The following is a 26,577-nucleotide window of genomic DNA, read 5'->3' on the forward strand; positions in this document are numbered from 1 at the left end:
AGATAATCATTTGCTTCGTATCTTCTGAGATCTGGCAATGTGGCTTAACTAATGATGTTTGTGCGCTAAAAGTATGCTTACAGGAGTTACACCGATAACGTTGCTTACGCAATTTTAAAATAATTGGTCGTTCTTTGACTGGGGGCATTCTGACATTAATTAGGTTAGTCCCAAAACGCACTACTTCGGGCTGGCCACAAAGTGGGCAGTTCTCTAAAGGATAGGTCAGTTTGGCGTGAACAACCTGTTTGCTTGGATCACTACTATCAATATCAGTACAAATAATATTTGGGTCTTTAATTTGAAGAGTATCTTCGATAAAATGGTTTTGGGACATCTTTTCTCACTTGCCTTTACTTTTACTTTGGTCGGTGCTAGTGGTGCATTGAGGAGATTTGTCCTTTTTATTTTACACAAAAACTGGGTGTTGATGGAAATCCATCAACACCCAATATTCTAGAGCCCAAAAAATGCTGTGACTACCAAGGGTAGTGCAGCATTTTTAATTAGAAAATGAATTTTTGATGATAAAACTACTTGACAAAAGTAAGTGGCTAAATCTATACTGTACACATCTTATGAAATCGGAGAGACGTAATCATGCAAAAGTCAGCTAACCAACAAATGATGATGTGCTGCCCATGTTGTGAACCTAACAACATGGTTATTTGCGTTGAATTACAAGCGTCTCTAGTGCATCAAAACTAACGGCATTGAGCTCAAAACGTTATTTTTGAAACGCCTGCTTGGAATCTGACGAGATTCTAAGCGGGCGTTTTTTGTTTCCGGTCAAATTAAGGGTCAGTAAGTTGAATATTAAAAAAAGGGGCGAAAAAGATTGAAAAAGCGATCAGTGTTAACGGTTATTTTTAGTTTATTGTTAGTGACGGTGTTGGCAGCCTGTGGCAAGCAGAGTGGTCAAAGCACGGGCAACGGAAAGTACGCCAGCAATCAAGTCTTAAATTTATCTTATCCAAGTTCACTTGATTCAATTGATATTTCCAACATGTCCGGTTATGGCAGTACCGGGAATATTTTTGAAAGCTTATACCGCTTGGGCAAGAACGGTAGTATCACACCGGGCTTAGCTAAAGCGACGAAGGTTTCTAAAGATGGGAAGACTTATACCTTTACGATTCGAGATGCCAAATGGAGCGATGGTTCCAAGATTACGGCACAGGATTTTGTTTATTCATGGAAACGCACGGTGACACCGGCCACTAAATCGCAGTACGCCTACCTATTCTCAGGTGTTCAAAATGCCGACGCAATCGTTGCTGGTAAAAAGTCGCCAAGCACACTTGGTGTAAAAGCTGAGGGTCAGCACACGTTTATCGTCACTTTAGAGAAACCAATTAGTTACTTTAAGAAATTAATGACGTACCCACTATTTGGACCAATCAGTGAAAAAGCGGTTAAGAAGTGGGGCAGTAATTACGCGACGAAGGCTCAATACATGCTTTACAGCGGGCCATTTAAGTTAACCGGTTGGACGGGGACTAATAACAAGTGGCAATTTGTTAAGAATGACCAGTATTGGGACAAAAAAGCCGTTCATTTACAAAAGATCAATTACACGGTCAACGAAAGTACAACCACGACGTTGAACCTATTCCAAGAGAAAAAATTGGACTTAACGCAGTTGGCCAGCGAACAAGTTAAGAATATGAAGAGCAATAGTGATTACACGACTTATCCATATTCCATCACCGCGTTCTTGGTCTATAACTTTAAAGATAGTAACGCCACGGTTAAAAAGGCGTTAAACAACGAAAAGATTCGTCAGGCAATTTCACTATCAATCAACCGTAACACGTTAGTTAAAAACGTGATTGGGGATGCCTCGACCACGTCTCAGACGTTCGTACCAAAGGACTTAGCTAATGATCCTAAGAGTGGCAAAGACTTCTCGGATGAATCAGTCGTTAAAGATTCGACGTCTTACGATACTGCGCTAGCAAAGCAGTTATGGCAGCAAGGGTTGAAAGAGACCGGTTTGAAGAAGTTAACGTTACACATGTTAACGTCTAATGATGAGCCGAACAAGCCAATTTCACAGTATTTGAAGTCCGCGTTGGAAAAGAATTTGAGTGGCTTGACGGTCGACTTATCTAACATTCCAGCCAAGGTTGCTCAGAGCCGGGCCCAATCAGGAAACTTTGATATTTACCTAAGTGGTTGGGGTGCCGACTTTAACGATCCAATTTCACACTTGCAGATTATGACATCGAACAGTGGCTATAACTACGGGAAGTACAACAGTTCTACGTATAATGCACTAGTGAAAAAGGCGCAAGATCAGGATGCGAATAACACTAACGCCCGCTGGCAAGATATGCTTCAGGCGGAACGGACGATTATGCAGGACCAAGGGATTACACCGCTTTATCAGACGGTTTATTCCTACTTGCAAAATCCAAAGGTCAAAGGCATTATTCACAACACTGCCGGTACTCAGTGGAATTATAAGTATGCGTACGTTGCCCAGTAAGTGAACGATTTATTGAGGAAACTAGTTCAATTGCTGCCATGGTACTGTTTATCGCTAAGAAGCCAGCCTTTTCGGCGCTTCGCCGGCAGAATCAGTGGGCCATGGGGTCGGCTACAGACAAACAACGGTCTTCCGCCTCGCTTGAAAGCCTCAAAGGGCGAGTCTTTCAAGTCGCCCCGCACTGTAACCTGGCAAAAAAACGCCAGCTAACAGTGCCGACACGGCCCGCTGGTTCTGCCGGCTACGCTAAGACTACTGTCAAACAAACTAACCAAGTTGCTAGTAACCTCAACATAGCTGAAGATCGTCCATGATGAATCTGCCGTGAATGTGGGGTTCATAACCGCTTTTTAGCTTGAACCGGTCGCCACGTGCAGATGAAACCACGGACGACTGGAAGTGGGAAGCTTAACAATTTTATTGGCTCTAGCGCTGCTACAACAGTTAATTAGTAATTATTTTTGCCTTTAGACCTTAAAAAATCTGGCTGGTAGTCCTGGAAGTACACCGGGACTGTCAGCCAGATTTTTTGATCTATTTATATCAGTAAAGGTTAGTTATATAATGAAATAACTAATTAATTGGGGGAATGACGAATGAAAGAATTGAAGCTGTGGGAAAAAATTGTAATTATTGTGGTGCTCGTGCACCAGATCGTTGACCTAACGAAGACCGTGAAAAACTTATTGAAACGCTGACTTACAAGCTACGTTGTTAACTGAAAAAGGATTTGAGGCCGTCGTCTCAAATCCTTTTTTGCTAATTTTGAACGCCATTGACAATAAATTGAATTGGCTGATGTTGATTGGCAGCAATTACGTTTTGAGCAACAATGGTCGCCATGCCGTCGCGTGCTTCGACGGTTGCGTTACCTAAATGTGGCGTTAACAACACGTTAGCCATTGATTTTAAGGCCGGTTCAACGTCAGGCTCGTGTTCGTAAACGTCAAGCGCGGCCCCTGCGATTTGCTTAGTTTGTAGTGCGGTTACTAGGGCAGCTTCGTCAACGATTGGTCCCCGGGCGGCATTAATGAGGTAAGCACTTGGTTTCATTTGCTTAAAGGCGGTTGCGTCAATCATGTGCGTTGTATTTTTATTCAGTGGTAGGTGTAAGGAAACCACGTCTGATTGTGCGAGCAAATCTTCTAATAAGACGTAGGTCGCCCCCAACTGAGTTTCAACGCTAATTGGTAAGCGATGGCGTTGCGTATAAAGAATTGGCATATCAAAAGCGTGCATACGTTTGGCAACTTCGCGGCCGATTTGGCCCATGCCAACAATGCCGAGCGTCTTAGCTTGCAAGTTGTGGCCTAGGAAGAAGAGTGGGGCCCAGCCCGCAAAGCCGGTGGTCCGCATCAAGTGGTCGCCCTCCGCAATTCGGTGAGCTAACCCAATGATGAGTCCGGTTGTCGATTCAGCGGTCGCTACCGATGAGACGCTCGGGGTATTAGTGACCGGAATTCCCAAGGTGGCAGCGTAAGCCGTGTCCACGTTATTAGTCCCCGCGCCGAAGTTAGCGATTAATTTTAAATGGGGGGCGTGGTCCAAGATGTCACGGTCGACCGTGGTTGAGAGTGGGGTGATGAGATAATCTGCATCGGCGACGCTGGCTTTCAAGGTAGCGTGGTCAATTAATTGCGTGCCCTGATACGTTTCGATTTGGAGCGCTGTTTGTTCAAGTAGTGCGGTTGCCTTAGCTGGCAGCTGACCGGCAATGTAAACTTTTGTCATTAATAACAGTCCTTTTTAGTTATGATAAGGCTAGTATGCGGCACTCGGTAGGCGGATACAAGTTTAGTGCTGAACAACAAAAAAACTGAACCAGCCTAAGCTAGTTCAGTTTAAAAATTCGATTATTTCAAGTTGTTGTTTTCCATGATATCATCGATCAAACCGTAATCCTTGGCTTCTTGAGCCGTTAGGTAGTTATCACGTTCCGTATCGTGGTTCAACTTTTCAACGGATTGACCGGCATTGTCGGCTAAAATCTGGTTGATCTTCTTACGAGTCTTCAAGATTTCTTCGGCAACGATTTCGATTTCCGTTTGTTGACCTTGAGCACCACCGGATGGTTGGTGAATCAAGATTTCGGAGTTAGGTAAAGCAAAACGCTTGCCTTTCGTACCAGACGAAGCCAAGACACTGGCCATTGAAGCAGCCATTCCCATAACGATCGTTTGAACGTCAGATTTGATGAAGTTCATCGTGTCATAAATAGCTAAGCCGGCAGTGACAACCCCACCTGGAGAGTTGATATAAAGGTAGATGTCTTTACCTGAATCTTGGGCATCTAAGAATAGTAACTGGGCAATGATGGCGTTAGCCATGTTGTCTTCGATTGGACCGGAGAGCATGATGATACGGTCTTTTAATAGTCGTGAATAGATGTCATAAGCGCGTTCGCCGCGTGATGACTGTTCGATAACTGTCGGAACTGGATACATAACTGTTAGCCTCCTAAAGTTTCAATATTAATGATTAGCTAATTGCTAATATAAATGTAGTTTACCGCTAAGGTCAGTAAAGGTCAAAAGAAAAACCTCAAAATCAAAATACCGTTTTATTGCCCAACGTGGTATACTTAGGTTTCTATCATATACGGCTAGAGATCGGGCGGACCCGGTCTCTTTTTTCGCGCACTTTTACACGGGCCGTCTCGGTAGCCTACCTAAAACATAGCATAGCTAAATCCCCGCCGATATTCAAGTTGGGGAGCTTAAATATTAGGTGAACGCACCAGGTGGCAAACTTGTGGTTCGTTTAAAAGTTCGTTACTATATGAAAGTGGAAGCGGTATCGTTTAAAAAATGATATTTGGGTATAAAAAAAGCTGAGATATAATCTCAGCTAAGTCATGCGCCCGGAGGGAATCGAACCCCCATTTCAAGAACCGGAATCTTACGTGCGATCCATTACACTACGGGCGCCTAAACAACATATTATAGTTTAGCGGATTATGGATAAAAACACAAGGGTTTTAAATAAAAATTTATTTGGGAGGAATTATTTATGGCACTAGGCCAAGGCTTTCGCCAGCAACAACGGCAATCACAAAAACTAGCCATGACTCAACGGTTGCAGCAGTCGATTCAGATGTTGCAGTTCAATGTTGAGGAATTACGAGACTTTCTCACCCAAAAAGCCCTCGAAAACCCACTAATTGACGTTGATACTAACTGGAATGCGAACCATGCTGGGTTGGACGCAGCTAAAAACGTCACGGCTAAAAACGATTTTATTGAACGAGTATCGACAACTAATCAACACTCGTTATTTGAATACTTATTAGATCAGATTCATTTGACGATGCGTGATACGCCCCTGCGAAAGATCGTCTTATACTTAATAGAATACGTTGATGTAAACGGGTATTTACGAATTGATGAAGCGCAAGCAAAGAAAGAGACTGGGGCATCGTCGATCGAACTGCTTGATGCAGTAACGTTATTACAACAACTTGACCCACCGGGTGTTGGGGCACGCAGTTTGCAAGAATCCCTGATGCTGCAAACGGAGAATGACGACCACGCACCAAATTTAGCGTACATTATATTAGAAGAAAACTTTGAGGCCTTTGTTAATCGGCACTGGGAACAACTTGCCAAACAGTACGGTGTCGGGCTAGCTGATATCTCGAGTGTTTATGACTACGTGCGGACACTCAGTCCGGTACCGGGGACGGCGGTTGGTCAAGAAACGACCGGTTATATTTTCCCTGATCTGGTTGTCACCAATCACGAGGGTCAGTTGGCGCTTCGGACGGCGTCTATGGCCCAACCGGTCGTAAAGTTTCAAAGTAACTACTATCAACAAATGAACCGTCACGGGGATCAGCAGGTCACGGAGTACCTTAAAGAAAAGAAATCTGAGTATGAATGGATTGCAAGTAGCCTAGAACAACGCGAATCAACTATCTTTCGGGTCGGAAGTGCGATCATTGAACGTCAGGCCGATTTCTTTCTGGAGCGGAGTACGGAACTAAAGCCATTATTATTGCGGGATGTCGCACAGCAACTACAAGTCCATGAATCAACAATCAGTAGAAGTATTAATGGAAAGTACATTCAAACGGACTTCGGAATGTTTGAACTTAAACGTTTCTTTACCAAGGCGGTCACTAAGCGTCCCACTGATGGCCAATTAGTGTCGGCAGACAACGTTCAGCACCGAATTATTGCACTGATTGAACAGGAAAATAAAGAAAAACCGCTTTCAGACCAGAAAATAGTTCAGATTCTTAAGGAAGAGAATGTCGAACTTTCCCGGCGAACAGTCGCTAAATACCGGGAAAATCTTAACATTCCAGCTTCGTCTAAACGAAAACAGTACTTAAAGACCGAATAATAGTAATTGTCTGTATTTAGACCAATCGGTTCTACCGAGTCACGCTGTTAAATTTGCAACGGCTAACCGAACCTGTTATAATTCTTGTTGTGGTAAGAGAGGTATGCAACATCGATTTCGTAGTAAATTTGAGTTGTGTGCTTTGTTTTTTGAAGTCTTTGGGTCGTTATTCGACATAGCTGGACTAGATCCGTCCCACTAGAGAGCAGGTTGGATGCCATGCATTCAGATATTCAATGGATTGAGGCAATTGCCCCAGATATGGTGGACATGCTGAGTCGTCGTTACTTGGTATTGCGTACTATTAATTGGATGGCCCCAGTTGGACGTCGGTTGTTAGCACAAACTTTAGACGTCAGCGAGCGGACGTTGCGAACTGAAACGGATACCTTACGCAAACTTGATTTGATTATGACAAGCAAGTCGGGGATGCAGGTGACGCAGCAGGGACAAGACGTTTTACTCGGACTGAGTCAGTTTATGGATGAGCTGATGGGGATTCGCCAGAAGGAACGACAGTTAGCACAACGTTTTAACATTAAACGGTGCATCATCGTTTCCGGCGACTCCGATCGACAGTTAAAAGTTATTGGGACCATGGGCGAAGAAGTGAATCAGTTATTACAGCAGTTGTTGCCAGAAGGTAAGAACATCGTTGCGGTAATGGGTGGTCACACCATGGAGCACGTTGCGAATCACCTAACTAATCGCTTAGCGAACAAGCGTGATTTGTTATTCGTGCCCGCACGTGGTGGTGTTGGTGAATCGGTTGCGATTCAAGCTAACACAATTGCGTCACAAATGGCACAACACACTGGAGGAAAATTCCGGTCACTGTTTGTACCAGAACAGGTCAGTGAACGAACATATGAACCGCTCCTTAAGGAACCTAGTATCCAAGAGGTGTTGGCGATTATTCGGCAAGCGAATGTCGTGGTCCATAGCATTGGCGATGCCACTGCTATGGCTCACCGGCGGAATATGTCGGAAGATCAGATAAAGGTGTTACATGGTCGCCATGCGATCGGTGAAGCCTTTGGTTACTTCTTTGATCGAGAGGGTAACGTGGTCTACCGGATTCCGCGGATTGGCTTGCAAATCGGAGAACTGGCCGATCGGGAGATTATACTCGCAATTGCGGGGGGTGCCTCTAAGGCAACCGCGATTGAGGCGTATATGAAGAACATCGCACCTAAACAAACGTGTTTAATCACGGATGAAGGTGCAGCAAACTTGATTTTAAAGAAGTAATCTTCTATATTGAAGTTGCTTTTTAAAATAAAAATATTTTTATTTCCACAAGGAGGAAATTCTAGTATGTCTGTAAAAATTGGTATTAATGGTTTCGGACGTATCGGTCGTTTAGCATTCCGTCGTATCTTAGAACTTGGTGCAAAGTCAAGTGATATCGAAGTTGTTGCTATTAACGATTTAACTTCACCTGCATTGTTGGCTCATCTTTTGAAGTATGATTCAACTCATGGTACTTTGGACGCTGACGTTTCAGCAACCGATGATTCAATCATCGTTAACGGTAAGAAATACCGTGTTTATGCTGAACCTAAAGCACAAAACATTCCTTGGGTTAAGAATGATGGCGTTGACTTCGTCCTCGAATGTACTGGTTTCTACACTTCAAAGGCTAAGTCACAAGCTCACTTGGACGCCGGTGCTAAGCGTGTATTGATCTCTGCACCAGCTGGTTCAGACTTGAAGACTATCGTTTACAACGTTAACGATGACATCTTAAACTCAGATGACCGTATCGTTTCTGCTGGTTCATGTACCACTAACTGCCTTGCACCATTAGCATTCTTTGAAAACAAAGAATTCGGTATCAAGGTTGGTACTATGACCACTATCCATGCTTACACTTCAACTCAAATGTTGCTTGACGGCCCTGTTCGTGGTGGTAACTTCCGTGCTGCCCGCGCTGCCGGTGTAAACACTATTCCTCATTCAACTGGTGCTGCTAAAGCTCTTGGCTTAGTTATCCCAGAATTACAAGGTAAGTTACAAGGCCATGCACAACGTGTTGGTGTTGTTGACGGTTCATTAACTGAATTAGTTGCTATCTTAGACAAGAAAGTTACTGCTGACGAAGTTAACGCTGCTATCAAGAAGCATACTGAAGGTAACGAATCATTCGGTTACAACGATGACGAAATCGTTTCATCTGATGTTATCGGTACTACTTTCGGTTCAATCTTCGATCCTACCCAAACTGAAGTTACTTCCGATGGTGAAAACCAATTGGTTAAGACTGTTGCTTGGTACGATAACGAATACGGCTTCACTTGCCAAATGGTACGTACTTTATTGAAGTTCGCTACTCTCTAATATTTGATTAGATAGTTAGAACTTTAAAACCGCATACGGTTTTTGACGGCGGGGGGAGGCAAACTCCTCTTGCCGTTTTTTTATTAGTATTCACGAATTTTAGGAGGATTTAACATTGGCTAAATTAATCGTTTCAGATTTAGATGTTAAAGATAAAAAAGTTTTAATTCGTGTCGACTTTAATGTTCCTATTAAAGACGGCAAGATTGGTGATGACAACCGGATCGTTGCTGCTTTACCAACGATCAAATACGTCATCGAACATGATGGTAAAGCCATCTTGTTCTCACATTTAGGTCGGATTAAGAGTGAAGACGATAAGAAGGGCTTGAGCTTACGTCCAGTTGCTGAACGTCTCTCAAACTTATTAAACAAGCCTGTTACCTTCGTACCTGTTACTGAAGGCGAACAACTTGAAACGGCTATCAACAACATGAACGACGGTGACGTCTTAGTTGTTGAAAACACTCGTTTCGAAGACGTTGTTAACGGCGAACAAGTTAAGCGCGAATCAGGTAACGATCCTGAATTAGGCAAGTACTGGGCTTCACTCGGTGACGTTTACGTCAACGATGCCTTTGGTACTGCTCACCGTAAGCATGCTTCTAACGTTGGGATTGCTTCAAACATGGACAAAGTTGCTGCTGGTTTCTTAATGGAAAAGGAAATCAAGTTCTTAGGCGACGCTGTTGACAATCCTAAGCACCCATTCGTTGCTATCTTAGGTGGGGCTAAAGTTTCCGACAAAATCGGTGTTATCGATCATTTAATCAGCAAAGCTGACAAGATCATCATCGGTGGTGGGATGACTTATACTTTCTATGCTGCTAAAGGCATGGGTATTGGTAACTCACTTGTTGAAAAAGACAAGATTGATTTAGCTAAGTCAATCATCGAAAAGGCCGGCGACAAGTTGGTCTTACCTAGTGATTCCGTTGTTGCTGAAAAGTTTGACAACGATGTTGCGCACAAGGTTGTTGATGGTGCCATTCCTGATGGTTACATGGCCTTAGACATCGGTCCTAAGTCTATTCAAGAATTCAAAGATGTCTTGAAAGATGCTAAGACGGTTGTATGGAACGGACCTATGGGTGTGTTCGAAATGAGCAACTACGCCAAGGGTACCCTTGAAGTCGGTGAATTCTTAGGAACTTTAACTGACGCAACGACTATCGTTGGTGGTGGTGACTCAACTGCCGCTGTTAAGCAACTTGGCGTTGGCGACAAGTTAACCCACATCTCTACTGGTGGCGGTGCTTCACTTGAATACCTTGAAGGTAAGGAATTACCTGGTATTGCTGCTATCTCTAACAAATAATTCTGTTCTCCGAAAGGAAGGTTTATCGTGCGTACACCTATTATTGCCGGTAACTGGAAAATGAACAAAACTGCTAGCGAAGCTTTAGCTTTCGTTAACGCAGTTAAGGATCAATTACCAGATCCATCAAAAGTTGAATCAGTTGTTGCTGCTCCAGCCCTTTTCTTACAAGAAATGGTCGAAGCTGCTAAGGGTTCTAACTTAAAGATTGCTGCTGAAAATGCATACTTCGAAGATGCTGGTGCCTTTACTGGTGAAACTTCACCAGCTGCATTAGCTGACTTGGGTATTGACTACGTTGTGATTGGTCACTCAGAACGTCGTGGCTATTTCCACGAAACTGACGAAGACATCAACAAGAAAGCTCACGCAATCTTCAAGAACAACATGTTACCAATCATCTGCTGTGGTGAAACGTTAGAACAACGTGAAGCCGGCGAAGCAGAATCATGGGTTTCAGGCCAAATCAAAGCTGCTTTGAAGGGCTTATCTGCTGACCAAGTTAGTTCATTAGTTATTGCTTATGAACCAATCTGGGCTATCGGTACTGGTAAGACTGCTTCTAGCGACCAAGCTGAAGAAATTTGTGCCGTAGTACGTAAGACTGTTGCCGGTCTGTACTCACAAGAAGTTGCTGACAAAGTTCGTATTCAATACGGTGGTAGTGTAAAACCTGCTAACGTTGTTGACTTAATGAGCAAAGCTGACATCGACGGTGGCTTAGTCGGTGGTGCTTCAATGGAACCAAAATCATTCTTAGAACTTGTAAACTACCAAAATAACTAATTAGTTATTGCAAGTTGGATTGCAAACTTCTACAATAAATGTGAACCAAAATTAGCAAAATTTAAGGAGAGAAATTAATGTCTATTATTACAGATATTTATGCTCGCGAAGTCTTAGACTCACGTGGTAACCCAACTGTTGAAGTTGAACTCTATACTGAAACCGGTGCATTTGGCCGTGGTATCGTTCCTTCAGGTGCCTCAACTGGTGAACACGAAGCCGTTGAATTACGTGATGGCGACAAGAGCCGTTACATGGGCAAAGGTGTTACTAAAGCCGTTGACAACGTTAACAAAATTATTGCTAAGGAAATCGTTGGTTACGATGTAACTGATCAACGTGCCATTGACCAAGCAATGATCAAATTAGATGGTACTCCTAACAAAGCTAAGTTAGGTGCTAACGCTATCTTAGGTGTTTCAATTGCCGCTGCACGTGCTGCTGCTGACGAACTTGAAATGCCATTATACAACTACCTTGGTGGTTTCAACGCCCACGTCTTACCTACTCCAATGATGAACGTTATCAATGGTGGGGCACACGCTAACAACGACGTTGACTTCCAAGAATTCATGATCATGCCTGTTGGTGCTTCTTCAGTTAAAGAAGCCGTTCGTATGGGTTCAGAAACTTTCCACAACTTGAAAGCTATCTTGAACGAACGCGGATACTCAACGGCCGTTGGTGATGAAGGTGGTTTTGCACCTGACTTGAAGAACAACGAAGAACCATTCGAAATCTTGGTTGAAGCTATCGAACGTGCCGGCTACAAGCCTGGTAAAGATATCGCAATCGCCTTCGACTGTGCTGCTTCTGAATTCTACAACACCGAAACTGGCAAGTACGACTTAAAGGGTGAAGGCGAAAATGGTAAATCATTTACTGCCGAAGAATTCGTTGACTTACTTGACAGCATTGTTGACAAGTACCCAATCGTTTCCATCGAAGATCCTTTGGATGAAAACAACTGGGAAGACTGGCAGATGGCCACTGAAAAGCTTGGTAAGAAAGTTCAAATCGTTGGTGACGACTTATTCGTTACGAACACTGACTACCTTAACAAGGGGATCAAGATGGGCGTTGCCAACTCTATCTTAATCAAAGTTAACCAAATCGGTACTTTAACTGAAACTGTTGAAGCTATCGAAATGGCTAAACAAGCTGGCTACTCTGCAGTTGTTTCTCACCGTTCTGGTGAAACTGAAGACACGACCATTGCTGACTTAGTTGTCGCAATGAACGCTGGCCAAATCAAGACTGGTTCAATGAGCCGTACTGAACGGATTGCTAAATACAACCAATTAATGCGGATTGAAGACCAACTTGAAAGCACTTCAGAATACAAAGGTATCCACGGCTTCTACAACTTAAGTGAAGCTGCTCGTGATGCAATTACTAACAAGTAATTAATTTCTGAGTTCTTACGAAAACGTCGCTCATTGAGCGGCGTTTTTGTTTTACATAGCGATTTAGCTTGTCAAGTGTACGGACCTAAATATTGGCGGAACCATTAAAAGCCGTTACGAGCCGGGTGCACGTGGTAAAATAAAAGTACGAGTTTTTAAAGGGGCCTTGAAATGGATTATTTTGAAACGCAGATCAACCAATGGGCAGATTGGGAAGCGGTCCGCAACAACGCAACAATTTTTGCACCATTAATCAAACAAATTTATTCTAGCGAAAATGAGCTATATAAATCACCAGAAACGGTGACCGATGAAACGGCGGCTGTCTTTTCGGTCGGCTTAACGCAGATTGTTATTTTTCCACCCAGTCATGTCATGCCAGCCGCCCGTGACCGGTATCAAACGGAACGGTTTAGCTTAACGCGGATGAAACGGCTTAAATTAGTAGCACCTGAAATGCGACACGCAGGTTTTATTTTTGATGCTTATCAGTTTTACTACGTTATTTACCAACCGTTGGCGGGGGTTCGCTTGGTTGATTTTGCCAACACGGCCGAACCACTAGCTAAATCGACACTAGGTCGTCAAATTGGGACGGCGATGAATCAGATTAACGGGGAAACCGGAACCTTTAATCAAATCGATGCCCGTAAAGAAGCCGATGGTGCTGACTGGTCGATTTTAGGGCCAGACTTTAAGACGGAACGGCAGGCTTTTCTGGACCAGCACCCGGTCACAATGACTGATTTTGTTCACGGTCAGTTAACCGGGACTAACTTGGTCGTCACGAGTGGTCAAGTGGGCTTTCAACATTTTGTCGATGCGCGTCAAGCACCCCGGCAAACGGAACTGGTTCCACTGATTTTTGACGCTTTTCAAAGCGATTCAGATTTCTTAACCGGTTTAAAAGCAACGCTCGGTTCGGCCGATTTGGCACTGGATCTAACGCTTGGTTTACTCTGGCGTGCAGATGGTCCAGCTTATATCCAACAACTAGTAGGAAGTAAGCCAGCGACATTGGCAACCGTGCGAGCAACCATTACGACGTTGGTCAATCATCACGATTAAGGAGGGAATGCAACGTGCAAGAACAGCCGAAAAGTGGTAAGCGCCATCTCGATTTTACCCGCTTAGGTGCAATTGGTCGGGGACTGCTAGTAGGGCTACTATCTGGAGTAGTCGTTAGTATCTTTCGCTTTTGCATTGAATACGGTCTAAAGTTTGTCCAGTGGGTCTACGGCCAAATTCATCAGACGCCTGGGTTGATCATTCCCTGGTTAGTCATCAGTGTTGTTGTGGCCGTCTTTGTTGGCTTACTGGTCAAGCAGTCCCCAGATATTAAGGGGTCCGGGATTCCGCAAGTTGAGGGACAGCTAGCTGGTGAATTGGACTACGCTTGGTGGCCAGTGTTATGGCGCAAGTTTGTTGGTGGTATTTTAGGAATTGGTTCTGGCCTATTTTTAGGACGGGAAGGCCCGTCGATTCAGCTGGGCGCTACTATCGGTCAAGGGGTTGCTGAAAAGTTAAAACAAACCGGATCTGACCGGCGTTCACTAATTGCCGGCGGTGCGGCGGCTGGTTTATCCGCCGCCTTTAACGCCCCGATTGCTAGTACGTTATTCGTATTGGAAGAAGTTTACCACAACTTTTCGCCGATTATTTGGACGACGGCGTTAGCCAGTGCGATTGCTAGTAACTTTGTTTCTTTAAACTTCTTCGGGTTAGTGCCAGTGTTGCACATTCCCTATGGGCAAAATTTACCACTTAGTCAATATGGTAATTTGATTGGTTTAGGTATCTTTCTGGGTGTCTTTGGTTACCTTTATCAAAACGTCACGTTAACGATGCCGTCATGGTATGCCAAAATTCGAATTCCTAGTTGGCTAGACGGCTTGGTGCCGTTTTTACTGGTGATTCCAATCGGATTATTATGGCCTCAATTATTAGGCGGCGGTAACGCGGTGATTTTAAACATTGCTTCGGTGACGCCCGCACTGCTCGGGTTAATTGGAATCTTCGTATTGCGCTTCGTTTTTTCAACGGTTTCATACGGGTCCGGATTACCCGGGGGCATCTTTTTGCCAATCTTGTCACTCGGTGCAATCTTGGGTGCGATTTATGCGCAGGCCATGGTTGGATTAGGCTGGATGCCGGCGAGCTTCGTACCGAACTTTATCATCTTTGCGATGGCGGGCTACTTTGCGGGAATTGGGAAAGCACCGTTCACGGCCATTCTACTAATTACGGAAATGGTCGGAACGTTGCACCATTTGATGCCGTTAGCGGTCGTTTCCATGACCGCCTATCTCGTGGTTGATTTACTAGGCGGGGCCCCAATTTATGAAGCCCTCCTAGAAAAGCTGATTCGGCCCCGGTTACCAGAACATTGTGGGATTCAAGATCGGTTAGAAGTTCCAGTGTTTGAAGGTTCTAAACTGGAAGGCCACCAAGTGCGTGATTTTAAATGGCCGGAAGAATCTTTATTAATCGCTGTCCGGCGTGGGGAACGACAAGTCATCCCCCATGGTGATACGTTGATGCGGGCTGGCGATACGTTGATTATTTTAACGGATCGTAATAATCGGGCTTGGGTCAACCATCAAATCAAGCATTTAACCGAGGTCACACCCTGAGTGGTTTGAAAACGAAGGATTTCTGGCTAAGACTGGAAAAATGAAGCTAAATATGTTAAATTGTTATAGACATAGCGGACTCTTTTAGGAGGCACTTTTATTGTATAACTTACTGATGACGTTAATATTGATCGTTTCCGTTGTGATTATCATTGCGGTAATGATGCAACCATCCAAAACAAATGATGCCATGTCTTCATTAACTGGTGGTGCAGATGATTTATTTGCAAAGCAAAAGCCACGTGGTTTTGAAGCCTTTATGCAAAAAGTGACCGTCGTACTTGGAATTCTATTCTTTGTATTGGCGCTAGCTTTAGCATGGTACTCATCGAAGTAATTGACCGTCCTCCTGTGATTTCAGGAGGCTTTTTTTTAAGGTAGGTGTAAATGTGTTTAAACAGCCAACCCCTTTTTTCTTTGAGCACGGCGACCAAGTGGTCATTTTGTTGCACGCCTATTCAGGTAGCGCGAATGATGTCCGAATGCTAGGACGGGCCTTGGAACGGGCTAATTATACCGTCTACGCGCCACAGTTTACCGGTCACGCAACGGACGACCCCCGCGATATTTTGACACAAGGTTCACCGGAACAATGGTGGCGTGATACGCAACAAGCAATATCATTTATTCGTCAAAAAGGCTATACTAAAATTAGTATCTTTGGGCTATCGCTAGGTGGTATTTTTGCCACCGCAGCGTTGGAGCGTGATCCTTTGTTGTTAGGTGGTGGCACGTTTAGTTCACCTTTGTTACCAGGGGATAAAAGTAACGTTGCCGCGATGTTTGTTAAAATGAGTCGCGCGCGGTTGGCTAAGGGCCCGTTTACGCCTGATGAACAACGTGCGATTTTAGCAGTGATTCCGGCGCAAGTTACCCAGCAGTTGCAGGCGATAGAGCTGTTTACAGCAACGGAAGTGACGGCGCGTTTACACCAGCTCCAACGGCCGCTTTTTATTGGCCAAGGTGGGCAAGATGAGTTGATCGATGCAGCAGTTGCACGGCAACTACGTGATCAGTTGACTGCTCAGGGATTGCCGGTGGATTTCCACTGGTACGCCGATAGTGGGCACGTGATTACGGTCAATTCTGCGCACCATCAGCTCGAACAAGATGTCTTAACGTATTTAAAAACTATATTTAATAAATGAGGTAAATAATGTCAGAAGCAAACTTACAAGAACAAATCCTGACTTTTTTGCAAGCTCATCCCGACCGCAGTTATAGCGTCGAACAATTAACGGATGAGTTGCATTTTACAGGCGCAACCGCCTTTACATTTTTAGTAAAGGAACTTGCGAATATGGAACGTAAAAAGTTGGTCAGCACCGATGATCACGATCACTTTAAGATCGTTCAAGAGACCAAGACCGTCGAAGGTTCCTTCCATGGTAACGACAAGGGCTTTGGTTTCGTGCGTTATGATCCAGATCTGCCTGATATCTACATCAACCCGGACAACACCATGTTTGCCTTTACGGGTGACGACGTTGCGGTTGAGATTATTCGGCCAGCAAAGCCGGGTTCTGATCGGGGTCCTGAAGGTAAAATCACCAGCATTGTAAAGCGGAATTATTCGCAAATCGTTGGGGCATTTTTACCATCAACGGAGACGCCTGGATTCATTGGGACAATTGAAATTAAGGAAAAGAAGCTTTCCAAGTATCAATTGTTTGTCACCGAACAAGGGCTTCATCCAACTGAAGGCGAAGTCGTTATTGCTGAAGTATCTGCTTATCCAGACGCTCAGCACCCAACGCGCATCGTCGGCATTGCTAAACAGGTCATTGGGAGCGTTGATGATCCTGGGATGGACGTCTTACAAGTGGTCTACCAACACGACGTGCCATCAGTCTTCCCAGAAGAAGTCACTGATGAAGCCAATCGGATTCCAGACTACGTAACCGAAGAAGATAAAAAGGGTCGCGTGGATATCACCGACCAGCCGTTAGTGACGATTGATGGCGCTGAATCCAAAGACTTGGATGACGCCGTTGTGGCTTGGAAGTTAGATAATGGGAACTACCATTTAGGGGTTCACATTGCTGACGTTAGTCATTACGTTACTGAAAACTCTGAACTCGATCGCGAAGCCTACAAGCGTGGGACGTCAGTTTATTTGACGGACCGGGTTGTTCCAATGTTGCCACGGCGTTTATCAAATGGAATCTGTTCATTGAACCCAGACGTTGAACGTTTGGCAATGAGTTGTGAAATGGAAATCACGCCAGATGGCGAAATCATCAACCATAAAATCTTCCAGAGTGTGATCAAGTCACACGCCCGGATGACTTATGATGGGGTTAACCAGATTTTGGAAGCGCACGATCCTAAGACTCGTGAAAAGTACGCGGACCTCGTCGACATGTTTGACGTTATGGGCGACTTGCACCGCGTTTTATACAAGCATCGTCGGCACCGTGGCGCGATCGACTTTGATGACAATGAAGCAAAGATCATTGTGGACGAAACTGGTCACCCAATTGACATTCAATTGCGTGTACGGGGATTAGCTGAACGGATGATTGAAAGTTTCATGTTGGCTGCCAATGAAACGGTTGCTAAACATTACAGCTTACTCAAGGTACCGTTCATCTACCGGGTGCATGAAACACCTGATAGTGACCGGATGCACAGCTTCTTTGAATTTGTAACGACCTTTGGGGTCAACGTCACGGGTTCCTCTAAAGACGTTAAGCCCAAGATGTTGCAAGACGTTTTGAAGAAGGTTGCGGGTAAACCGGAAGAAGCCATGGTTTCCGTGATGATGTTGCGGAGCATGAAACAGGCACGTTATGCGGACCAATCCTTAGGTCACTTTGGGTTAGCCGCGCCGTACTACACCCACTTTACGTCACCAATTCGGCGTTATCCGGATATGATGGTGCACCGCTTAATTCGGCATTACGCTGAAAACGGTACGGGTGACGAAGCGCGTGCGAAGTATCAAGATAACTTACCAACGATTGCTGAAACCACTTCAGATCACGAACGCCGGGGGATTGCGACGGAACGGGACGTTGATTCCATGAAGAAGGCCGAATACATGGCTGACCACGTGGGTGAACGCTTCGATGCTGTCATCGACTCCGTTATGAAGTTTGGGTTGTTCGTTGAGTTGGAAAACACCGTTGAAGGGCTAGTCCACATTAGTGTGATGGATGATGACTACTACGAGTACGTTGAACAACAGCTTGCATTAGTTGGTCGTAAGACGAAGCGGACGTTCCGGATTGGACAACCAGTTAAGGTTCAATTGATGCGGGTCGACAAGGATCAGCGTGAAATTGACTTTAAGCTGTTAAATCCAGAAGAAGCGCCTAAGACGGACTTATTACCAAAGCGGGAACACCACGATAATTATCGTGGGAACAACCGTCGCGGTGGTAACGGCAGTTATAACCGCAACAATAATAATCGTAATGGCAATGGTAACGGCGGTAATCGCAACGGTGGCAACCATAGTAATGGCAACCATCGCAGCGGTAACAGTAATAACCGCAACAACCATCGTGGCACTAATAACAATAGTAATAATACTCATCGTCGGTCAAATAACGATAACCGGCGTTAAGCTAAAAGTAAGGGGATGTGAGGCTGATGGCCAAACAACACGGTAAGCACCCAGATACCGCCCTCGCTCAAAACCGGAAGGCCCGGCACGACTACGCTGTTGAGGATACCTATGAAGCAGGGATTGCTTTAACGGGGACCGAAATCAAGTCAGTCCGTGATCGTCGGGTTAATTTGAAGGACGGCTTTGTCCAGATTCGCAATGGCGAAGCTTGGATGATGAATGTGCATATTAGTCCGTTTGCTGAGGGTAATCGTTTTAATGTCGACCCTTTGCGTAACCGCAAATTACTGCTCCATAAAAAGGAAATCAGTAAAATTGGGGAAGCGACTCAGACAAAGGGAATTACCGTAATTCCGTTGAAAATGTATCTCAAGCACGGCTTTGCTAAAGTCTTGATTGGGGTTGCACATGGGAAGCGGGAATACGATAAGCGTCAGGATATTAAGAAGCGCGAACAACAACGACAAATTGATCGCGTCATGAAACACTACTAAATTTGTAGGACCTGGGATGGGCGGTTAAACGTGCGTTTCAGTCAAAAGGTCAGTCATTTGAGGCTAGTTCTCAAGTGACTGACTTTTTTTGTTTTACAATCTATATCTGATGTCATGCGTGAAGTGATTCTGCAATGGTACGTACAATCTTTTTAATTTCTGGGTCAACCGAGTTACGAGTCATAATACTTATTTCTAAAGAAAGCATTTTTTCCGGAACGACTAGTAAGTTTATCTTTTGAGAGTCTTTTAAAAATTGTTGAGCTGTCGTATACATTGACATCGTTATCCCTAATCCTTGTGTTGCACATAACATGGCTTCTTCGTAGGTATCTACTGTCAGATTGCTAGTGAAATGTAAATCGTTTAGGGTAAAAAAGTGCTCGGTCACGTCAATGAAGGAGGTCTCAGTCGCCCACTTAATATAATTTTCTTTTTGCAAATTCACCATGTCTTGATTGGTTAAGTAACGGTTGTAGACACCTGATTGATAAAGTGGGGAATTTTTGGGAACAATAAAACAGAGTTTCTCAGTAAATAGCGGAAACGAGTCTATATCGGGGTCACTAGCGTTTCGGCCAATAAAAATAGCTACTTGACCATCTTTAAGTGCTTCGAGTGCCTTAGTAGTCGTTAGGCTCTTTGTTTCTACGTGCAGTGTCGGATAGAGAGCTAAGACTTTTCGCATGATATTAGGTAATAAAATTGGCAGGTAGGTTGGGAAAAAGGCCAACTTTAAATTTAATACTGGGCTTTTTTGAAAATTGCGCAGCTCAATTAACGTATTTTCTTCTAGGCTTAATATTTGATCAAGGCGAAGCAGAAGTTGTTGACCTGCAGGAGTGAGATCAATTGGCGATTGTTGGCGGTTAACTAATTGGACACCATACTTATGTTCGGCGTCTGCTAGTAATTTACTGACGTTTGGCTGACTGGTATAAAGCCAATTGGCAACTTGAGTTAACGTCGCGGCGGATTGTACAGTAGTTAAAATTTTTTTCAGAGTAACGTTGGCATTGATAGCCATAACGGTCATATCCTTTTTGTTATGATTTGATGTTTATTATTCTATTTTATTATTTATAGTAATGGAATTAAACTAAAAGTAAAGCGCTTGCAATTAAATATTAGGAGGAATCATCATGTCATTTACATTTGGGAATGCTTTTTCGGAACTAATGGCGATTCGCAACCAAGAAGATAATGCGAACGATGAGGTCGAAGTTCAGCGTTCATCAACGCCAATGTATCAAACACCGATAAAAATTGAGGAAGTTATCACCGAGGCACTAGCCGCACGGGCTATCGCCGCCAATGATTTGTGGGAACTGAAGACCGGACGCCGGCAAAGGATTTCAATCGATTCTGAAGCTGCAGCGGCGCTCTGTTCCTTGGGTACGCCGATGACGGAGAAGAAAAATGGTTCAGGTCAGTACGTCCCGATTCCAAATTCACCGAGTTTTTCAACGATGGTTTCAATAACACAGCCGTGGGAATGTAAAGACGGCAAATGGTTTCTACCACACTTTAACTTGCCTAACTTGGAAAAACGGGTGCTTCAAGTTTTGAAGTGCGAAAAGACACCTGAATCGGTAGCTGCAGCAGTCAAAAAATGGTCATCAGATGAATTAGATCAAGCAATTGCTGGTGTTGACGCTTGTGGTGGGCTTGTTTTCAGTCCAGATGAATGGCTGGAATCACCACAAGGAAAATATTTATCATCCGTGCCAGTAGTCCAAATTGAAAAAGTTGGTGAAAGTGCGCCGCAACCGTTACCGAGCGACGATCGCGCACCATTAGCGGGAATTAATTTGTTAGATTTAACCAGAATTATAGCTGGACCAACCTGTGGTGAGGCGCTTACGGAACACGGTGCGAATGATTTAATGGTTACGGCTGAGAAGTTGCCCCAAGTGCCTGCGTTTGTGCGTGATTCGAGCCATGGAAAACGGTCTACTTACTTGGATTATACGAAAAGTGAAGGGAAAAATGCGTTGACCAGACTGGCGAAAGATGCAGATATCTTTTTGGAAGGATATCGTCCGGGAGCGATGGAAAAACACGGTTTCGGCGTCGACGACTTGGTAAAATTAAATCCTGGAATTATCTATGTCAGTGTTAATTGTCATGGAACTGGTGGACCGTATGCTAGTCGTGCTGGTTGGGATCAGGTGGCCCAGGCGAATACCGGGATTGCCTACGTCCAAGGAAAGGCAGAGCACACACATCCTAAGCTGATACCGGTATTTTTGTCAGATTTCTTGACCGGATACCTGGCAGCATTTGGTGCAATGATCGCATTAAGAAGAAGAGCATTAGAAGGCGGCTCATACAAGGTGAGTGTGTCACTAGATCAATCATGTATGTTGGCGTTGCGCCAGGGCTTAAGAACTGATGATTATCTAAATTCACCAAATTGTATTTCACCTGCTAAGTATGAGGAGTACGCAGTTTATGATGAAGATACCACGTACGGTTCGCTCAAAACCCTTGGTCCGGTCATTAAAATGTCGGAGACGCCGTGTCGTTGGACCGGTACCACTCCGGCACTTGGTAGTGCACAACCTAAGTGGTAATGACGTTTATATGCGATAGGAGAAATATCATGACAAAAAAATTGAAATCTGGAAAATATAAAGTTACAACTAGCGGTCACAATGGCCAATTTGATGTCGAAGTCACGCTTTCAGAGAATGGAATTGAGAAGGTTAACGTTCAGAAGGGGGAAACGGCCGGTATTTCCGATGTGGCGTTAACTGAAATTCCACGGCGAATCATTGCTGGTCAAACCTTAAATGTAGATGCGATTTCGGGTGCATCGCTGACTAGTCAAGGTATTGTTGCGGGAGTTGCGGAGGCCATTAAGACGGCTGGCGGACGACCAGAAGATTTTCAAAAACATTACAAAGTTACGCAGGGCGAAAATAAGGAAGTCAGTACTGACATTGTTATCGTTGGAGCGGGCGGTGCAGGTATGGCGGCTGGATGCAGAGCCTTACAAAGAGGAAAGCGCGTCATTATTCTGGAAAAGGCCGCAACGATTGGTGGTAACACGATGCGTTCTGGCGGATTTATGAATGCAGCGGATCCTAATTGGCAGAAGCATTTCCAGACATTGCCGGGTGAAAAGGAAACGCTGAAGGCAATCATGGATACCTCAATAGACAGTATTGATGAGGACTATCGTGATGATTTTAAAAAACTGCAACGACAAATTGAGAAGTATCTAAAGTCTAACAACAATGAACTGTTTGATTCCGTACTATTTCACCGTATTCAAACGTATTTAGGTGGCAAGCGAGAAGATTTGAATGGCAACGAGATTCACGGTGACTATGACTTGGTTAAAACGCTAACGGACCATGATCTAGCGTCCGTTGAGTGGTTGCGGTCGTTGGGTGTTCAATTTGATAGTAGTCAAGTAACGATGCCCGTTGGTGCTTTGTGGCGCCGAGCACATAAACCAACCGAAGCAAACGGTTTTGGTTATATTAAAGTGTTACAAAAATATTTTGAAACGCACGGTGGCCAACTATTCACCAATCAGCGTGTTGAGCATTTACTAATGTCTGGAGATCGTGTGACTGGTGTCAAATCAGCCACGATGAGTGTACATGCAAATCAAGTCATTCTAACGTCCGGTGGGTACAGTGCGAATCCGGAGATGCTTAAACAATATAATACGTACTGGCCAGTCATTGATAAAAATTTGAAGACGACTAATGCGCCATATATTACCGGAGACGGTATCAAGTTAGGTTTGGAAGCGGGCGCGCAATTAGTTGGCATGGGGTTTACCCAGATGATGCCAGTCGCTGACCCTCAGACTGGTGAGTATGGTACCGGTCTTCAAGTTCCACCGGCAGATTTTGTTATGGTTAATCAAGATGGGAATCGGTTTGTTGATGAGTATGCTGAACGTGATGTGCTGACTTTCGCCGCACTGAAAAATGGTGGGTTGTTCTTTCTGATTGCTGACGAAAATATTAAGAATAAAGCTTATAATACGTCGTCAGAAACAATTGAACATGAGCTTAAGAGTAAACAACTGTACCGAGCCAATACTTTATCAGAATTAGCGGTAAAAATTGGGATTGCGCCACAACGATTAATTGCCACCATTAAAAAATACAATCAATATGTAAGCCAAGGGGAAGATCCAGAATTTAATAAACGCGTGTTTGATTTAAAAGTAGAAACGGCACCTTTTTACGCAACTCCAAGAAAGCCTGCGATGCACCACACGATGGGCGGGTTGACTATTGACCAGTTCGCACACGTCTTAAATAATCAAAATTGTATTATTAAGGGTCTGTATGCAGCTGGTGAGGTAGCAGGTGGTCTTCACGCCGGAAACAGACTCGGTGGTAATTCTTTAGCCGATATATTTACATTTGGGAGAATTGCTGCGGATACTGCCAGTCAGCAGGCACCAATTGATAGCGTTACGGGAGCATCGGTTAAAGCGCCATTGAAATAATTATATCGTTCACTAAATTAGACTACTCACTAAGGAAACGTTGATTTCTTAGTGAGTAGTTTTTAACTTTTGCAATGGAAATTAATTGGTTACCAAGTTTGTTGTTGGAAGTAACGTGTACCTTTGAATTGGCTATTTCACTTCAAACATTATGACAGGTTAAGAAAATTAAGTTATTGCGAAGCAAGCAAGTGCCAACGGATGATGGAGTAAATGCATGGCGGTTTAAAGTGGTGGAAATTGTCAAGGGGACAAAGGCAGGAAGAAAGCAAGCATTTGAACATGAGGACGGTTATCGCCGGAAAAATTAAAAAACGTAATAATAGGCCATTTTCCTAGGAATCTTTGTTACGATTGCTAGTTTGCTTAAGAAAGTTAAGCAAAATATAAATGATACCGCAAACATTAAAATTAAATTATAATATTATTATAGTTTGAGTTGGTGGTAACGGATGATTTATGTTATATTTTATGACATACCAATCCGGTAAAATGAATTAGGAGGTCTCACAATTGATGAAAAAATGGCAAGTTGCAATTGTCATGTTATTAGCGGCACTGGGCAGCTGGTTTGCAGTTGGCACTCAGGCGCAGGCGAAAACATATACGATTGCGACAGATACTACCTTTGCGCCGTTTGAATTTCAGGCCAAAGGCGGTAAGTATAAAGGGATCGATATTGATATTTTGAATGCGATCTCGAAAAAAGAAAATATCAATTATAAGTTAAAAGCAATTAGCTTCGGGGCCGCCGTTCAGCAGCTAAGTGCCAACCAGGTTGACGGTGTGATTGCTGGGATGAACATCACGCCTGAACGGAAGAAGACGTTTGATTTTTCAAATGCCTACTACACTTCCGGGGTCGTTATGGCCGTGGCTAAGGATAGTAAGATTAAGCAGTTTAGCCAGTTAAAAGGCAAGACTGTCGCACTAAAGACCGGGACGGCTGGAGCGACCTACGCAAAGTCGATCCAAAGCAAGTACGGTTTCAAGATTAAGTATTTCAATGATTCTAATAATATGTATAACGATGTTAAGGTTGGAAACTCAGCCGCCTGTTTTGAAGATTACCCCGTTATGTCTTACGGGATCAAAAACGGGATTGCGCTAAAGATCGTTTCCAAGCAATACGAAGCCGGTGATTACGGTTTTGCCGTTAAAAAGGGTAAGAACGCTAAGTTGTTGAAGAAGTTCAACGCCGGTCTAAAAGCCATCAAAGCAGATGGTCAGTATAAGAAGATTGTTGATAAATATTTACATTCTAGTGAATCATCATTGACTGGTGAAACGGCCAGCAGTCGGACCTTTATCGGACTGTTTACCCAAAACCTAGGAACCATTGGTAGTGGGTTATGGATGACCCTAGAATTAACCGTTATTTCTATTATTTTAGCAACTGTTATGGGGCTGGCCCTCGGTGTCCTTGGCGTTATGCCGGGTAAAGTTGGTCCTGCCATTTCAAGCACGATTATCTATATTTTCCGGGGGATGCCACTAATGGTGTTGGCGTTCTTCATCTACATTGGGTTCCCAGACTTGATTGGGCACGGGTTTAAAATTCCAGCGTTCGTTGCCGGGATGATAACCTTGATGCTGAATGAAGGGGCTTATACCGGGGCCTTCGTTAAAGGGGGCTTCCAAGCCGTTGATGATGGTCAAATGGAAGCAGCCCGTTCGTTAGGGTTACCATATTGGACCGCCATGCGGAAAGTTATCATGCCACAAGGAATTCGAATCATGATTCCGTCATTTATCAACCAATTCATTATCACGTTGAAGGATACTTCAATCCTTTCCGTTATCGGGATCGTTGAATTAACCCAAACCGGGACGTTGATCATTGCGCGGAACTTCGAAGGGTTTAAGATTTGGCTCATGATTGCGATTATCTACCTCGCAATTATCACGTTATTGACTTGGCTTTCAAACTGGGTTCAAAGGAGGATTAACTAAGTATGGCTAAAGTGATCGTCAAAGATTTACACAAAAGTTACGGCGACAACGAAGTTTTAAAGGGGCTCAACTTAGAAGTCCAAGATAACGAAGTGGTTTGTATGATTGGCCCGTCTGGTTCCGGGAAAAGTACCTTCCTCCGTTGTTTAAACGATTTGGAAATCCCGACCCAGGGGCAAGTCGTTATTAGTGGGTATGACCTGTCAGACAAGGGTACGAATATCAACTTAGTTCGTGAAAATATTGGGATGGTTTTCCAACATTTTAACTTATTCCCGCATTTGTCAGTCTTACAAAACATTACGTTGGCGCCCGTTCAGTTAAACAAGGAATCGAAAGCGGAAGCTGAAAAAACAGCGCGTGACTTATTAGCCACGGTTGGGTTATCAGACAAAGCGGATGCGATGCCTAAATCTTTATCTGGTGGACAAAAGCAACGGGTTGCGATTGCCCGGGCCTTAGCAATGCATCCAAGCATCATGTTATTTGACGAACCGACTTCTGCTTTGGATCCTGAAATGGTCGGCGATGTGTTGGACGTTATGAAAAAGTTAGCAGCGCAAGGGATGACCATGATCGTGGTTACCCATGAAATGGGCTTCGCAAAGGAAGTTGCGGACCGCGTCGTTTTCATGGCAGATGGCTTGATTCAAGAAAGTGGCAAACCGGATGATTTATTCGATCACCCAAAGAGTCCACGGTTACAAGATTTCTTAAACAAAGTAATTAATGTGTAAAATGCACACCAAAAAAACGTC

General features: G+C 44.1%; 22 protein-coding genes and 1 tRNA gene. 18 read left to right on the plus strand and 5 right to left on the minus strand.

Annotated features, from left to right (window positions below; genetic code table 11):
- A partial coding sequence (locus AAA939_RS12685; protein WP_338230516.1) for a transposase family protein occupies nucleotides 1-337 on the minus strand: 337 nt, incomplete at its 3' end.
- A gap of 501 nt (nucleotides 338-838) precedes the next feature.
- Here AAA939_RS12685 and AAA939_RS12690 point away from each other — a divergent pair.
- Together AAA939_RS12690 and AAA939_RS12695 are read left to right on the plus strand one after the other, a co-directional pair.
- The gene (locus AAA939_RS12690) at nucleotides 839-2,491 is read left to right on the plus strand and encodes a peptide ABC transporter substrate-binding protein (RefSeq protein WP_338211559.1); all 1,653 of its coding nucleotides are present in this window, start codon (nucleotides 839-841) and stop codon (nucleotides 2,489-2,491) included.
- Between the two features lie 38 nt (nucleotides 2,492-2,529).
- Nucleotides 2,530-2,805 carry a hypothetical protein gene (locus tag AAA939_RS12695; RefSeq protein ID WP_338211561.1) on the plus strand — a complete coding sequence of 92 codons (276 nt, stop codon included), beginning with the start codon at nucleotides 2,530-2,532 and terminating at the stop codon, nucleotides 2,803-2,805.
- Between the two features lie 445 nt (nucleotides 2,806-3,250).
- Here the strand turns inward: AAA939_RS12695 and AAA939_RS12700 are convergent, their stop codons facing one another.
- From AAA939_RS12700 to AAA939_RS12710, 3 genes are all read right to left on the minus strand, one after another.
- Nucleotides 3,251-4,222, minus strand: a complete 972-nt coding sequence (locus AAA939_RS12700; protein ID WP_338211563.1) for a 2-hydroxyacid dehydrogenase family protein — start codon at nucleotides 4,220-4,222, stop codon at nucleotides 3,251-3,253.
- Nucleotides 4,223-4,344: 122 nt separating this feature from the next.
- On the minus strand, nucleotides 4,345-4,935 hold the full coding sequence (gene clpP, locus AAA939_RS12705) for an ATP-dependent Clp endopeptidase proteolytic subunit ClpP (RefSeq protein WP_057706820.1): 591 nt from the start codon (nucleotides 4,933-4,935) through the stop codon (nucleotides 4,345-4,347).
- Nucleotides 4,936-5,346: 411 nt separating this feature from the next.
- A tRNA-Arg gene (locus tag AAA939_RS12710) sits at nucleotides 5,347-5,418 on the minus strand.
- An 82-nt stretch (nucleotides 5,419-5,500) separates the two neighbouring features.
- Between AAA939_RS12710 and rpoN the strand changes: the two genes are divergently transcribed.
- The 12 genes from rpoN to smpB all read left to right on the plus strand — a co-directional run bounded on the left by rpoN (nucleotide 5,501) and on the right by smpB (nucleotide 19,386).
- Entirely contained in the window at nucleotides 5,501-6,835 is a 1,335-nt protein-coding gene (gene rpoN / locus AAA939_RS12715) for an RNA polymerase factor sigma-54 (RefSeq protein ID WP_338211188.1), read from the plus strand.
- A 219-nt stretch (nucleotides 6,836-7,054) separates the two neighbouring features.
- Nucleotides 7,055-8,086 (plus strand): sugar-binding transcriptional regulator, encoded by a 1,032-nt coding sequence (locus tag AAA939_RS12720; RefSeq protein WP_338211190.1) that lies wholly within the window; start codon nucleotides 7,055-7,057, stop codon nucleotides 8,084-8,086.
- 66 nt (nucleotides 8,087-8,152) lie between these two features.
- Nucleotides 8,153-9,175 (plus strand): type I glyceraldehyde-3-phosphate dehydrogenase, encoded by a 1,023-nt coding sequence (gene gap, locus AAA939_RS12725; protein WP_057706817.1) that lies wholly within the window; start codon nucleotides 8,153-8,155, stop codon nucleotides 9,173-9,175.
- Nucleotides 9,176-9,290: 115 nt separating this feature from the next.
- Entirely contained in the window at nucleotides 9,291-10,493 is a 1,203-nt protein-coding gene (locus AAA939_RS12730) for a phosphoglycerate kinase (protein ID WP_338211192.1), read from the plus strand.
- A 27-nt stretch (nucleotides 10,494-10,520) separates the two neighbouring features.
- Complete coding sequence (gene tpiA / locus AAA939_RS12735) at nucleotides 10,521-11,279, plus strand: triose-phosphate isomerase (protein ID WP_057706815.1); 759 nt, start codon at nucleotides 10,521-10,523, stop codon at nucleotides 11,277-11,279.
- 77 nt (nucleotides 11,280-11,356) lie between these two features.
- Complete coding sequence (eno, locus tag AAA939_RS12740; protein ID WP_057706814.1) at nucleotides 11,357-12,685, plus strand: phosphopyruvate hydratase; 1,329 nt, start codon at nucleotides 11,357-11,359, stop codon at nucleotides 12,683-12,685.
- Between the two features lie 171 nt (nucleotides 12,686-12,856).
- Nucleotides 12,857-13,753: a hypothetical protein gene (locus tag AAA939_RS12745; RefSeq protein ID WP_338211195.1), complete on the plus strand. Its 897-nt coding sequence runs from the start codon at nucleotides 12,857-12,859 to the stop codon at nucleotides 13,751-13,753.
- A gap of 14 nt (nucleotides 13,754-13,767) precedes the next feature.
- Nucleotides 13,768-15,318 carry a ClC family H(+)/Cl(-) exchange transporter gene (locus tag AAA939_RS12750; RefSeq protein ID WP_338211197.1) on the plus strand — a complete coding sequence of 517 codons (1,551 nt, stop codon included), beginning with the start codon at nucleotides 13,768-13,770 and terminating at the stop codon, nucleotides 15,316-15,318.
- 100 nt (nucleotides 15,319-15,418) lie between these two features.
- A complete protein-coding gene (gene secG, locus AAA939_RS12755; RefSeq protein ID WP_338211199.1) occupies nucleotides 15,419-15,655 on the plus strand; it encodes a preprotein translocase subunit SecG in 237 nt (78 codons plus the stop codon).
- 52 nt (nucleotides 15,656-15,707) lie between these two features.
- Nucleotides 15,708-16,466, plus strand: coding sequence for an alpha/beta hydrolase (locus AAA939_RS12760; protein ID WP_338211201.1), 759 nt, complete (start codon nucleotides 15,708-15,710; stop codon nucleotides 16,464-16,466).
- A gap of 8 nt (nucleotides 16,467-16,474) precedes the next feature.
- On the plus strand, nucleotides 16,475-18,889 hold the full coding sequence (gene rnr, locus AAA939_RS12765; protein ID WP_338211203.1) for a ribonuclease R: 2,415 nt from the start codon (nucleotides 16,475-16,477) through the stop codon (nucleotides 18,887-18,889).
- A gap of 26 nt (nucleotides 18,890-18,915) precedes the next feature.
- Entirely contained in the window at nucleotides 18,916-19,386 is a 471-nt protein-coding gene (gene smpB / locus AAA939_RS12770) for an SsrA-binding protein SmpB (RefSeq protein WP_057706808.1), read from the plus strand.
- A 112-nt stretch (nucleotides 19,387-19,498) separates the two neighbouring features.
- Here smpB and AAA939_RS12775 read toward each other — a convergent pair whose 3' ends face one another.
- Complete coding sequence (locus AAA939_RS12775; protein ID WP_338211206.1) at nucleotides 19,499-20,413, minus strand: LysR family transcriptional regulator; 915 nt, start codon at nucleotides 20,411-20,413, stop codon at nucleotides 19,499-19,501.
- 115 nt (nucleotides 20,414-20,528) lie between these two features.
- On the opposite strand from AAA939_RS12775, the gene AAA939_RS12780 reads away from it, so the two are divergent.
- The 4 genes from AAA939_RS12780 (at nucleotide 20,529) to AAA939_RS12795 (ending at nucleotide 26,556) form a co-directional block, all read left to right on the plus strand.
- Nucleotides 20,529-21,962, plus strand: coding sequence for a CoA transferase (locus tag AAA939_RS12780; protein ID WP_338211208.1), 1,434 nt, complete (start codon nucleotides 20,529-20,531; stop codon nucleotides 21,960-21,962).
- A gap of 41 nt (nucleotides 21,963-22,003) precedes the next feature.
- Nucleotides 22,004-23,866, plus strand: coding sequence for a flavocytochrome c (locus AAA939_RS12785; protein ID WP_338211235.1), 1,863 nt, complete (start codon nucleotides 22,004-22,006; stop codon nucleotides 23,864-23,866).
- A 516-nt stretch (nucleotides 23,867-24,382) separates the two neighbouring features.
- Nucleotides 24,383-25,819, plus strand: coding sequence for an amino acid ABC transporter substrate-binding protein/permease (locus tag AAA939_RS12790; RefSeq protein ID WP_338211209.1), 1,437 nt, complete (start codon nucleotides 24,383-24,385; stop codon nucleotides 25,817-25,819).
- 2 nt (nucleotides 25,820-25,821) lie between these two features.
- The gene (locus tag AAA939_RS12795; RefSeq protein ID WP_338211211.1) at nucleotides 25,822-26,556 is read left to right on the plus strand and encodes an amino acid ABC transporter ATP-binding protein; all 735 of its coding nucleotides are present in this window, start codon (nucleotides 25,822-25,824) and stop codon (nucleotides 26,554-26,556) included.
- The last annotated feature ends 21 nt before the right edge of the window (nucleotides 26,557-26,577 follow it).

Source organism: Lactiplantibacillus paraxiangfangensis (assembly GCF_036246185.1).
Taxonomy (GTDB): Bacteria; Bacillota; Bacilli; order Lactobacillales; family Lactobacillaceae; genus Lactiplantibacillus; species Lactiplantibacillus paraxiangfangensis.

Excerpts from the sequence above, each read along its gene's own strand:
- AAA939_RS12695 (WP_338211561.1), top strand. The coding sequence starts at position 2,530 with ATGGTACTGTTTATCGCTAAGAAGCCAGCCTTTTCGGCGCTTCGCCGG.
- AAA939_RS12700 (WP_338211563.1), bottom strand. The coding sequence starts at position 4,222 with ATGACAAAAGTTTACATTGCCGGTCAGCTGCCAGCTAAGGCAACCGCA.
- clpP (WP_057706820.1), bottom strand. The coding sequence starts at position 4,935 with ATGTATCCAGTTCCGACAGTTATCGAACAGTCATCACGCGGCGAACGC.
- rpoN (WP_338211188.1), top strand. The coding sequence starts at position 5,501 with ATGGCACTAGGCCAAGGCTTTCGCCAGCAACAACGGCAATCACAAAAA.
- AAA939_RS12720 (WP_338211190.1), top strand. The coding sequence starts at position 7,055 with ATGCATTCAGATATTCAATGGATTGAGGCAATTGCCCCAGATATGGTG.
- gap (WP_057706817.1), top strand. The coding sequence starts at position 8,153 with ATGTCTGTAAAAATTGGTATTAATGGTTTCGGACGTATCGGTCGTTTA.
- eno (WP_057706814.1), top strand. The coding sequence starts at position 11,357 with ATGTCTATTATTACAGATATTTATGCTCGCGAAGTCTTAGACTCACGT.
- AAA939_RS12745 (WP_338211195.1), top strand. The coding sequence starts at position 12,857 with ATGGATTATTTTGAAACGCAGATCAACCAATGGGCAGATTGGGAAGCG.
- rnr (WP_338211203.1), top strand. The coding sequence starts at position 16,475 with ATGTCAGAAGCAAACTTACAAGAACAAATCCTGACTTTTTTGCAAGCT.
- smpB (WP_057706808.1), top strand. The coding sequence starts at position 18,916 with ATGGCCAAACAACACGGTAAGCACCCAGATACCGCCCTCGCTCAAAAC.
- AAA939_RS12775 (WP_338211206.1), bottom strand. The coding sequence starts at position 20,413 with ATGGCTATCAATGCCAACGTTACTCTGAAAAAAATTTTAACTACTGTA.
- AAA939_RS12780 (WP_338211208.1), top strand. The coding sequence starts at position 20,529 with ATGTCATTTACATTTGGGAATGCTTTTTCGGAACTAATGGCGATTCGC.
- AAA939_RS12790 (WP_338211209.1), top strand. The coding sequence starts at position 24,383 with ATGAAAAAATGGCAAGTTGCAATTGTCATGTTATTAGCGGCACTGGGC.
- AAA939_RS12795 (WP_338211211.1), top strand. The coding sequence starts at position 25,822 with ATGGCTAAAGTGATCGTCAAAGATTTACACAAAAGTTACGGCGACAAC.